The sequence below is a fragment of the Chitinophaga costaii genome, from assembly GCF_900094705.1.
Taxonomy (GTDB): domain Bacteria; phylum Bacteroidota; class Bacteroidia; order Chitinophagales; family Chitinophagaceae; genus Chitinophaga; species Chitinophaga costaii.
The window spans coordinates 30,999-42,034 of sequence record NZ_FMAR01000001.1; the positions used below are offsets into that span (position 1 = coordinate 30,999).

The following is an 11,036-nucleotide window of genomic DNA, read 5'->3' on the forward strand; positions in this document are numbered from 1 at the left end:
TTTAATGATGGGTGTGCATGGTGGATGATGACGTCTTTCCGCGCACTTGTTTTTTATAGCAGCGCGGTAGAATGTCATGGTAGCGCAAGCGGCCATGGCATTTCTTGTCAAGTTCATTTGGTTTCCGGTAAGGCGGAAGATAATAATATATAATGGTTTTTTTTAGCGTGGCCCTTGCCCTACTGTGGCAGTCAGGTGCGGCGGGCGGCTATTACCGGCCTTACCTAACTTCTTGAAATCCATTCCGGGCAGGCAAAAGATTATCCAGCGCCTACTTAAATTTTCATTAATATAGCGGTAACCTATCGTACGCGTAGTACTGTTTTCAGAAAATATTTAAATTTTATACCCTATGGCATCGGGTTTCTTTGCTATCCTGGACGATATAGCTTCGTTAATGGACGACATTGCTGTTACGACTAAAGTGGCTGCGCAGAAAACAGCTGGCATACTGGGCGACGACCTGGCGGTGAATGCAGAAAAAGCAACGGGCTTCGTTTCTTCGCGGGAGCTGCCCGTGCTTTGGGCTATTACGAAAGGGTCTTTGCTCAATAAACTGATCATCATTCCCATTGCTTTATTGTTGAATGTATTTTTCCCGGTGGCCATCAAGGTGGCCCTGGTATTGGGGGGTATTTACCTGTCGTATGAGGGAGTAGAAAAGATCGTGGAATTTCTTTTTCACCGGGGCAAACAAACGCCGGCACCCGTTACAGCCGCAGCGCCCGAAAATCCACCTACCGAAAAGGCGAGAATTAAAGCAGCCATTACCACCGATTTTATCCTTTCCATAGAGATCGTGATCATTGCATTGGGGGCTGTATTAAACCAGGCATTGCTTATACAGGTAGTAACCGTTACAGTGGTGAGCGCCATGGCCACCGTGGGGGTGTATGGCATTGTGGCCATCATCGTGCGCATGGATGATGTGGGATATAAAATGATATCCCGCACCAAGAACAAGGGCTTTTGGGCAGTCTTTGGCAACGGGTTGGTGAAGGCCCTGCCCGTTATTATCCGCATACTGTCTGTAGTAGGCACCATCGCGCTGGTAGTGGTAGCGGGCGGCATATTTGAGCATAATATTCCTTACTTCCATCATTTACTGCCCGGGGTAGCCTCCATGATCAAGCAAGTGATATATGGCCTCCTCGTAGGACTGCTCATGGTGGGGTTAATGACCGCCGGCAAAAAGCTGATCGCATTATTTAAAGGCCGGTAAATACAAAAGGGCGGCGCTTACGGGCACGCCCTTTCCTGTAAGGCTTCCGGATATTATTATTTGCCAGCCCGGATCATATCCAAGGTATATTGGATGTCGGGGTCTTTGCCATCGTGTATATATTGCTGAAATGCTTCAAAGGAGAGTTCCTGATCGGGTATACATCCCCGGCCATTATCCTGGCGGGCATTCATGAAATATACTTCGCTCATCGGAACGGTCAACTTACTTTTTGTTTTAGGCAGCAGGTAGGTATTGAACCAGGCCGCTGTAGTGGACGCTTCTCCGCTACCGGTTTCGGTGCCGATCAGCACCCCCCGTTTGTTATTCTTTACCAAGGCCGCAAAGTAGGTGGCCGCACTTACCGTACCCCCACTGATCAGTACATACACTTTGCCGGTAAAATTATTTTTATCGGGCGGGTAGTTGGCAATGGAACCTTCTGCCAGGCGGGCATTGCCATAGAAGAATCCCTTGGCGCTGTCGTAATCAAACCGTTGTTGCAGGAAGTTGTCGGTCTGCTTTATTTCATCTGCTGCCATCTTGGTGCCATATCCATTTAACAGGTTTTCCGGATCATGCAGCTGTATGTTCTTGGTGCGGTAATTAAACACATTATCGAACGGTTGCAAGGCGATAAAGGAATACAGCAGGGCAGCCATATTCGGGTTGCCACCGCCGTTAGCGCGGATGTCGATGATAACGTTGTTGATATGGCGCTTCTTTACTTCCGCAAAAAAATCGCTCAACTCCTTGTACATAGCATTCTCCTGCAACATAAATGTCAGCACGGTCAGGATGGCGGCAGACTCCTTTTCCTGGTACTCCTTCGTTACATAGGCACGCTTCAGGAAAGTATTGTAGGGTAGTTGGCCCAGGCTCCGGTTATGGAAACCGGTTTTAGCATCTACCGCTTTCAGTGTAACCGTCGTGGGGTTTTTAGCACCTACTTCTTTGTAGGTTACTTCATAGCTGGTGGCCTCCGGAAAAATGAGGCTGATGAATAAACTAAGGCCCGTGGCAGTACGGTCGTTCCCTGTTTGGATGAAACCATCGCTGTAAGTGGCATAGCCTATTTCGCTGAGTAGCTTAGCCGCCGGCATTTTATTAATACGCAGTATTTCTGCACCAAAAGGGATGGTTTCTCCTTTGGTATTTACAATAATCCGGTCTTTAAACGTGGTGGTGGCCAGCGGAAAATGATGCATGCCATACAATACGTCTACCACTGCTTCCTCATCATAATCCAGTTTCAAATGCACATCATGGAACAACTGTATGGGCGAATACCGTAAAGCGCTGAGCAACGAAGGATCTTTATCCAGCCGGTTCATCAGGGAATCGAATTGATGATTGAACGTAACCGTATCCGTAAACTTATAAGGGTTAGGATGCTGCTGCTTCAGCAGGGCCACGGCGTAGGTAAAATCATCTTTCAAATCCTGCCGGGTAAAGCGGGAAAAAGGTTGTACCTGGGCCACAGCAGTGGTGTAGAGCAGGGACATACCTATCCCTGCCGCAAATAGATGCTTCATGTTATGGGTGATTTTAAAACAGTAAGCTGCAAGGCTTATAGCCGGGAGCGGATCAGGGATATGTGTACACCCCGTTACATTTTATTAATCAGTGCAATGATGCCCTCGTTTTCGATGATCATCATGCCCTGCCGGTCTTCCGTAATACCTTCCTGCAACGTGTAGGTATACCGGGGTATGTTACCATCCAGTATAGTAGGCATAAAGCGGAACTGCACATTGGGCAGGTCTTTCAGCGCTGCTCCCACTTCAATGATGTGGGTGGATACGATAAACAGGCAGTTGTTGTATTCGGAAAATCCCTGCGTTACCGCCAGGGTACCATCAAAGGCGTCTTTCACATTGGTGCCTTTAAACAACTCATCAAACATCAGCAGCAGGTGTTCGCCGGTAGCTGCCGCCAGGGCAGCGTCTTTCACCCTTACTACTTCTGCATAAAAATGACTGTAGCCCATGGCGATATTGTCTGCCACGTTAATGCTGGAGAAGATGCCTTCGCGTACGGAGCATACCATTTCCGTAGCGGCCACCGGGAAACCAATATGCGCCATGTACATAGCGATACCGATGGACTTCATCCAGGTAGACTTACCCGCCATATTGGCCCCGGTGAGGAAGAGTACATTACTGCCCTCCTGCATGTGCAGATCGTTGCCCACAGCTTTATTAATACAGGGATGCCGCAGACCTTTGGCATGAAACACATTCTCGGCTTTATCCACCGCCCTGGCATAACAAAAATGCTTCTCCCGCGACACCTGGCTCACGGCCATGTATACGTCTGTTTCCGCAATGAATTGCAGCACCGCCTTCATCGCATCGTTGTGTCGGTTGCGCAGCAGGTAGTCGTAGTCCGCTACGGTACGGGTAGACATGGGCTTGTAGATATCGCTTTCCAGTATTTTGCGCATGTCTTTTTGTTGCAGGATGGCCAGCAAGGCTTCTACCTGGTCCTGCAAAGGACTGTTCTCCCGTTTTAGCCATTCCAGCAGTCCAAAACACTTCTTCAGCGTGCCAATCGTGGCCTGCAATTGCAGCAAGGTGTTTTTAAAACGGCCGTCTTTGGTGAGTATTGCCAGCAGCTTTTGCACCTGTAGCTCCGCCGCCACCGCCCATTGCGAACGGCTGGACGTGATGTCTATATATTCCCGCATGAGGGCCACCTGGTCTGTCTCAAAAGGAAAGGCCATGCCTTTATCTTCAAAAAACTTAAATATGGCTACCCGCCGGTTAATCGCAGCGGCATCGTTGAGCGGGTGGGAAAACATATCGTCCATCAGTTTCTCGCCGATCCGTGTTCTCACCTTATTGAATAGAAAATACACAGAACCCTGGCGGAATTTCCCCATCAGGTTTAGCTCTCCTACCGATTGGCGATCTATTTTAAAACTCATAATTGCTTATTTAACCTTTTTCCACCTTTGTTGCCCTGTTTCAGAATGTCCATGATACCTTCGTTGTTGATAATGATCATGCCATGCTTATCATTGGTCACGCCTTCCTGCAGGGTATACGTGTAGGCAGGTACCGCCCCGTTCATAATGGTGGGCAGAAAATAATAGGCGGTACTTTCCTTTTTGCGCAAGTCGTCTGCCGCCTCGATAATATGGGAGGAGATGATAAACTTACTGTCTTTGCGGGTGGTAAATGCATTACACACCGCCAGGGTGCCTTCCAGTGCATCCTTTACATTGGTACCGCGGAATAGTTCGTCGAACAGGACAAACAATGATTTGCCTTCACTGAGTTCCTGTCCTATTTTCTTTACCCGCAGCACCTCTGCGTAGAAGTGGCTGGCCCCTATGCCCAGGTTATCCGGCAGGTTGATGGTGGTATACACCCCATCCATTACCGAAAACTCCATCGCGGCGGCGGCCACCGGAAAGCCCATGTGGGCAATGTACACGGCGGTGCTGAACGAGCGCAGGAAGGTAGACTTCCCGGCCATGTTGGCCCCCGTAAGGAATACCAGGTTGCAGGAAGGGTCCATATAGAGGCTGTTGGCCACCGCATTTTTTAAAAGTGGATGGTATACACCGTCCACTTTTAAAATGCTGGTTCCCTTTGGGTGTACCACCGGGAACACCAGGTGATGTTTTGCGGTAACCTGCGCCACAGAAACATACACATCGATATGATAAATAAAATGCAGCAGTTGCAGCACTTTCCTTTTCTCCTTACTGCGGATCAGCACATCAAAAGCCGTTACGGCGGCAAATGATATTTTGGCATTCGGTTTTTCATTGAACACCGGTGCAAATACCGGATCTTTTAACAACCCGATGGCCGCCTGCCGCTCTTCCTCCAGCTCTTTTACCTGGGCTATTGCAGCCGATTCCAGGTATTTTCTGAGCGCATGAAAAAGATCGATGACGGCCATAATACCGTTTTGTATTTCCTTTTCGCTGAGCGATACTTTGGTACCGCCATCGGGATGGTCGTCAAACGAAATGTATTTCTCTGCCTGGTCCAGCGTGGCACTATTGAAGGGAAAGGTGGCTTTCATGTTCACAAAAGCAGTAATAGTGTTGATGCGCTGGATGATGGCTTCCCGGTTGTTCAACGGTTTGCGGAACATGGCTTCCATAATGGTTTGCCCGCCACGGGTATGGGAATGATTATACATATCATAAATACCCTGTGTGTCTGCCTTCGAAAACAACCGGAGGTCGTCCATCGTCTGCGAATCTGTCTGCAAATACATAATAATACTTTTTATAAAACAATTGAACTACCCGCTATTTGCGTTTTCTTCTGATCAGGATCACAATACCGGCCAGCAGGATAAGGGCGGGTAACACATATTGCAGCACCATCTTCAACGTTTGGGCCGGGCCCTTTTTGATGGTCAGCCATATGTCGGTGGGTACTTTAAAGTTATGATACACGGGGAACTTATTATCTACCGTATAGCTATAGAAGGCATTGCCATAATCTCCCCCATCGCTTTTAGCGGCAGACATCATGTCTGCATCGCTGGAAATGATGACTTTCTGCAATTTATGGCCGATGTGGCGGGTAAGCTGTAACCCTACCGGGTAGGGCGCTTCCTTGCGGTAGTCGCCTTCTGCCGGGTTAAAGGTAGGAGCGGCAGAATCTACCACCAGCACCCCTCTTTCTACCCAGGTGTTTACATTGTTAGGCAGGGTGGTAATCTGCTCTACTTTAAAACCGGTGGTATCGGTATAGCTCAATACACTGGCACCCGTGATCGCCACCTTGCAGGCTTTGATAATACCATTGCGGAAGAAGAAGAAGGGTTGTTCATCCGCCATGTCAGTGCCCGTTTTAGAAATTAACCCAACAAACTTGTGCGGCATATCCTGGGAATTTACCTTCACAATGGTGCCTTCGTCTGCATTTACCCCCACATGGTTTAAAATAGGGTTCATGATAAACTGCTTGCCTGGTTCGGCGTAGAACATGGCATTGCCGCCTTTGTCGATATATTGTTTTACACTATAAATAATGGATTTATCCAAGGTGGTTTTCGGATCAGACACCACCAGTACATCACCGGGCCGGAAGGTAGTTGCACCCAGAGAGGATATGGTATCGAAATTCAATCCCATATTAATTAACGCATTCCTGGAACCTTTATTGATGGTATGCCCACCATATTCCCGTTCGCCAAACTTCAGGGGGGAGCGTTCATAATGGCCGGTCAGGAATTTAAACGTGGGTGTGGTATCATTCAGTAAGCGCAGCAGGCTGCCGGATACATGTCTTTCACTGGGGAAGATCTCCGGATCCATATACGTTCTCAGGAAGGTTTTTTTTCCTTTATACTCCACCTGCATCAATAAGCCTTTCGGTTCTGATTCCAGGTCTATGAGGCTACGTATTTCCGCTGGTTTTTTAAAGAGGGCCAGGTCGGTGCGGTTCATTTCCGCATATTTCTCTGCTATTTCATCCAGGGATTTGCCCGGATATACCCGGTATATGGAACTATCGCCATCATTAACATCGTAATAGTACACGTAGTTAAACTCAATGTTATGATAAAAGCGGCGGTACCTGGCCCAGAAATCCCACAGGTAGCTATTGCGTGCGTTGGGCAAGCCACTGAGCAAGTTATAGCCTAACAGGTTGGTGTACAGGGTTACCTTCAGCGGCGATCCATCTAGCTGTTTTATGACAGCCTGGGTGTTTTCATGCAGGGTGTTTGTTTTGCTTCTCGTTACATCCCAGTAGCCTATCATTCCCTGCAGGGAGGTAACGACCAGTATTACTACCGTGATGGAAAATGCCAACAGGTACCTGAGTCCCGATACCCGCCATGATTTGGACTCGGTTACGGATTTTGTTTTGATAATGGTGAATATGATGAAAAGGGCGATAATGCTGAAAAAGTAAATCAGGTCCCTGGTGGTGATCAGGCCCGCGAGCAGGGTCTCTACCCTTCCGGAGCTGGAAAGAAAATAGGTAACATCCCGCACATAATCTGTTCCCTGAAACAATAGTTTTAAGGAGGTGAACAAAATCAGTACTACAAAGGTGCCAATACCCGCCACAATGGGGTAAGATGTTAAACTGGATATAAACATACCAATGGCTACATACATGGCCGCCAGTAAAAAGAAGCCCAGCACCATAGACAGGATATGCAGCACCTCTACCTGCTGGATAGAAACGGTTAATACGGCCAGCACACCCAGAAACACCAGGATCATCAGGCATACAAACGTGTATACGCCTAAAAACTTACCCAGGATGATTTGCCGGGTTCTCACCGGGGAGGAATGCAACAGCTTAATCGTACCGGCGGAATACTCCCGGTTAATCACGCCCATGGTCAACAGGGGGATGAACAAAAAGAAGATCATCAACACCGTGTCCAGCCCCTTGCCAATCACCATCCGGGTGAGGGGGGCATTGAGGAAACCTTGAAAAAGTTTGCCCTGCAATTCTATCATGGTGTCTTGCTGCAACGCCATATCGGACAGGTTTCCCATAATGATGCCCGCACTGGACATCAGGAATAATATCAATACAAACCATGCGATGGGTGAAAAGAAGAAATACCGCAATTCCGCCCGCGCTATATTAAAAACTACTTTCATTTTTGTAAGGTTGAAGCAACATTTGATGATAATTGTTTGAATACATCGTCCATGCCGGAAGACTCTGTGTGAATATCCGTGAGCCGCCAGTTTTTATCGCTGCTCATCTTCACTATTCTTTCTGCCAGGTCGTCGTTGGGCTGGAAGTAGATGCGGCATTTGTTATCTGGCAGCAGCTCTACTTTCTGCACATCTTCTATGGCCAGCAATTCATCTACCGCAGGCATATGGAGCATTCTGATCACCATGGAATTGGGTTGCAGGATGTTATTGAACGCATCGAGGGTGTCTGCAAATACTACCTGCCCGGCCTCGATCATGATAATCTCTTTGGCCAGCAGGTTAATTTCTGACAGTACATGGGAGGATAGCAATACCGCCCGGTCTTGTGCTATTTCTTTGATGAGTTTGCGGGCCTCAATGATCTGGTTAGGATCCAGCCCATTGGTGGGCTCATCGAGTATCACCACTTTGGGTTGGTTAATGATAGACTGGGCAATGCCTACCCGCTGGCGATAACCGCCAGACAGGTTTTTGATGAGGCGGGACCGCATTTGGGTGATGGACGTTTTCTCCAATACTTCGTCTACGGCGCTTTTAATATGGCGCTTCTCCATCAGCCTGAGCTGCGCCGCATATTCCAGGTATTCTTGCACGGTAAAGTCCAGGTACAGGGGTGCCTGCTGTGGCAAAAATCCTATCTGTTTTTTATAGGCAATCGGATCGTCTTTCATGTTCAGGCCATTGATAGACACATTGCCTTCCGTTTGCAGCAAGGTGCCACAAATGATATTCATGGTGGTAGACTTACCCGCCCCATTAGAGCCCAGCAATCCGACTACGCCGGTATCGTTGATCTCAAAATTTATTTCGCGTATGGCCCAGTTACTGGCATACTTATGCGATAGGTTGTCCACCTTTAATATAGGTTGCATATGCTGTTACTTATGATTAAAACTTGGGTTAAAAATGTCCAAAGCTTTTTGCCCTGGCCGTGAAATTGCCTGCTGCCGTATAGGTACCGCTTACCAATAAAGTACGTGCCTTAAATAGCCATTGGGTATTCAGGGTAGTAGTGCCGGTATAAATATTAATATCCGTAAAAGTGGCTAAGATTTCCCCGGTAGCATGATCCCTTACTTCAAAACGGAAATTATATACAGCCGAGTTATCCGGTACTTTGATAAAATCGGTGAGTTGCTCGTAGGCAAGGTTAGACACCATGGTGCCAGGCACCGGTTCCAGTTGCAATACGTCGATGGCCCTGTTATCAAATAGATTGATAATGCGTAGATAGGCCACACTATCATTTTTGTCACGAAGGGGAATTTGTTCTTTGATGGTCATTTGTTTCACCGCCGAAGCACTCCCGTACACAAAATGGGTGTAGATGCTGCCCAATTCCAGTGGCAGGCTGGTTTTTAAAAAGGGTTTAATAGGTGACACCGTATCGTAATTTTTATACAGCGTAACCGGCAATACTTGTTTATTGGTCGCATAGTTTATAGTATTACCAGGATAAATATAAGACAGCAACCCATAGATTTTGGGTTGCGTGTCGCCAAAATAAGCCGACAATAAAGTGGTATTATCGTTTATGCCATTCACAATTGTTACAGAAGCAGGGTATACCTCATCCGGCATATCCTTTTTACAGGAAGTACCGAGCAGCAGCATACTGATGGCTACTACACCTGCTTTGAAATATTTTTTATAGCTGAATTGAAACATGGTGTTTGGTTTAAGTGTGATCTCCTTTTAGTAGCCGGTATTCTGAGCGAGTTTGTTGTCATACAAGATCTCATCTGGCGGAATGGGATAGAGCAACTCGTGCTGGCTCCAGGGCTGTTTGTAAGAAATGGACGACAGTACCTCCGTAGCTTTGTTCGTCCTTTTCAGGTCCAGCCAGCGGTGTCCCCATTCTGCAAACAACTCTACCTGCCTTTCATGCGCGATGGTATCCGTTACCTGCTGGTCGGTCAGTGTATAAGCGAGGTTGCCCAGTCCTGCGCGGGTACGGATGGTATTGAGATCGTCGATCACCGCATTTTTATTGGCCGCGCTGCGCAGCATGTTGGCTTCTGCCCGGATCAGGTACATTTCTGCAAGGCGCATCACTACATAATATTCAGACCGGTTGCCACCATAGGAAAAGTTGGTTGAGTTGATCTTATACTTGGCCGGAAAATAACCTGCCGGTGTATAAGGGCCACTCACGACGGCCTGCATCCAGGCCGTTTTCCGGTTATCGCCTGCTTCAAAAGCGTTCAGTAGCACCGGCGTAATATAGCGGCCTGTCATGGAATACTCTTCCGGCGTGGCATTGCCCCGGGCGCCGCTGATGTTACTTTGCTTCAATTGGAAAATAACTTCCCGGCTGGCGTTGGTGAACACGCTGCTCAGCGGTTCCAGTTGAAACAAATCATTGCGGCTTATTACATTATTGGCATGCTGCCAGGCTTTCTCATAATCTTTGGTATACAGGTATACCCTTGCCAGCATACCTTCTACGAACCACTTATTAATGCGGATGCGCTCTACATTTTTACCATCATAGGCTTCGGCAAGATAGCCCGATGCTTCTTCCAGGTCGCTGATGATTTGCTGGTATATGGTGGAAGCAGGGGAAGAAGGCAGTGTTTGCGTTTCATTATAATCGATGGATAAAGCGAGGGGTATTTTCTCGAAGAGGTTTACCAGGTAAAAATAACTCATCGCCCTTACGGCCAGGGCTTCGCCCAGCACTTGCTTGCGGTAGGCCTGGGTAAAAGCGGCGGAGGTAGCCGTTTTTACACCATCTATTAACGCATTGGCATTATAGACGCCCTTATAGGCCGACTTCCACATTTTGCTGGAATAGCCCAGGTTTTGCAGGGTAATCCGGTTGGTCATTTCTACATAGTACACGTCCTGCCCACTGAGCGAGGGGTTATAGAGTTCATCTGCCGAATGACCGGCTGCCAGCGTAATGCCGCCGGCGCTGTATAAATCGTTGCCCAGCGTGGCGAATGAATTCAGTTCATTTTCTCCCCCATTGATCAGGTAAGAATATAAACCATTGAGCGCCGTGGATGCCTGATCGTCGCTCCCGAAAACCTGGCCGGTAGTGATAGAATTGATCGGATCTTTTATATCCAGCATTTTGTTGCAAGCTGTTACTAACAGGCTTACACATAAAACACCGGCGGCCGTTATATGGGAAGTAATATTTTTCAT

At 47.8% G+C, this 11,036-nt stretch carries 8 protein-coding genes; 1 reads left to right on the forward strand and 7 read right to left on the reverse strand.

Going from position 1 to position 11,036, the window contains the following annotated elements:
* Nucleotides 1–352 precede the first annotated feature (352 nt).
* Nucleotides 353–1,222 carry a DUF808 family protein gene (locus GA0116948_RS00135; RefSeq protein WP_089707781.1) on the forward strand — a complete coding sequence of 290 codons (870 nt, stop codon included), beginning with the start codon at nucleotides 353–355 and terminating at the stop codon, nucleotides 1,220–1,222.
* Nucleotides 1,223–1,278: 56 nt separating this feature from the next.
* Here GA0116948_RS00135 and GA0116948_RS00140 read toward each other — a convergent pair whose 3' ends face one another.
* The 7 genes from GA0116948_RS00140 to GA0116948_RS00170 form a co-directional block, all read right to left on the reverse strand.
* Nucleotides 1,279–2,757, reverse strand: coding sequence for a S41 family peptidase (locus tag GA0116948_RS00140; RefSeq protein WP_089707782.1), 1,479 nt, complete (start codon nucleotides 2,755–2,757; stop codon nucleotides 1,279–1,281).
* Between the two features lie 74 nt (nucleotides 2,758–2,831).
* Nucleotides 2,832–4,151 carry a MutS-related protein gene (locus GA0116948_RS00145; RefSeq protein ID WP_089707783.1) on the reverse strand — a complete coding sequence of 440 codons (1,320 nt, stop codon included), beginning with the start codon at nucleotides 4,149–4,151 and terminating at the stop codon, nucleotides 2,832–2,834.
* On the reverse strand, nucleotides 4,148–5,461 hold the full coding sequence (locus tag GA0116948_RS00150) for a MutS-related protein (RefSeq protein ID WP_089707785.1): 1,314 nt from the start codon (nucleotides 5,459–5,461) through the stop codon (nucleotides 4,148–4,150). The genes GA0116948_RS00145 and GA0116948_RS00150 overlap by 4 nt, the downstream gene beginning before the upstream one ends.
* Nucleotides 5,462–5,495: 34 nt before the next feature.
* Nucleotides 5,496–7,820: an ABC transporter permease subunit gene (locus GA0116948_RS00155; RefSeq protein ID WP_089707787.1), complete on the reverse strand. Its 2,325-nt coding sequence runs from the start codon at nucleotides 7,818–7,820 to the stop codon at nucleotides 5,496–5,498.
* A complete protein-coding gene (locus GA0116948_RS00160) occupies nucleotides 7,817–8,755 on the reverse strand; it encodes an ABC transporter ATP-binding protein (RefSeq protein ID WP_089707789.1) in 939 nt (312 codons plus the stop codon). The genes GA0116948_RS00155 and GA0116948_RS00160 overlap by 4 nt, the downstream gene beginning before the upstream one ends.
* Before the next feature lie 28 nt (nucleotides 8,756–8,783).
* Complete coding sequence (locus GA0116948_RS00165) at nucleotides 8,784–9,551, reverse strand: hypothetical protein (protein ID WP_089707791.1); 768 nt, start codon at nucleotides 9,549–9,551, stop codon at nucleotides 8,784–8,786.
* 27 nt (nucleotides 9,552–9,578) lie between these two features.
* A complete protein-coding gene (locus GA0116948_RS00170; protein ID WP_089707793.1) occupies nucleotides 9,579–11,036 on the reverse strand; it encodes a RagB/SusD family nutrient uptake outer membrane protein in 1,458 nt (485 codons plus the stop codon).

Bases quoted from the DNA above. Each gene is read 5' to 3' on its own strand.
- GA0116948_RS00135 (WP_089707781.1), top strand. From the start codon at position 353: ATGGCATCGGGTTTCTTTGCTATCCTGGACGATATAGCTTCGTTAATG.
- GA0116948_RS00140 (WP_089707782.1), bottom strand. From the start codon at position 2,757: ATGAAGCATCTATTTGCGGCAGGGATAGGTATGTCCCTGCTCTACACC.
- GA0116948_RS00145 (WP_089707783.1), bottom strand. From the start codon at position 4,151: ATGAGTTTTAAAATAGATCGCCAATCGGTAGGAGAGCTAAACCTGATG.
- GA0116948_RS00150 (WP_089707785.1), bottom strand. From the start codon at position 5,461: ATGTATTTGCAGACAGATTCGCAGACGATGGACGACCTCCGGTTGTTT.
- GA0116948_RS00155 (WP_089707787.1), bottom strand. From the start codon at position 7,820: ATGAAAGTAGTTTTTAATATAGCGCGGGCGGAATTGCGGTATTTCTTC.
- GA0116948_RS00160 (WP_089707789.1), bottom strand. From the start codon at position 8,755: ATGCAACCTATATTAAAGGTGGACAACCTATCGCATAAGTATGCCAGT.
- GA0116948_RS00165 (WP_089707791.1), bottom strand. From the start codon at position 9,551: ATGTTTCAATTCAGCTATAAAAAATATTTCAAAGCAGGTGTAGTAGCC.
- GA0116948_RS00170 (WP_089707793.1), bottom strand. From the start codon at position 11,036: ATGAAAAATATTACTTCCCATATAACGGCCGCCGGTGTTTTATGTGTA.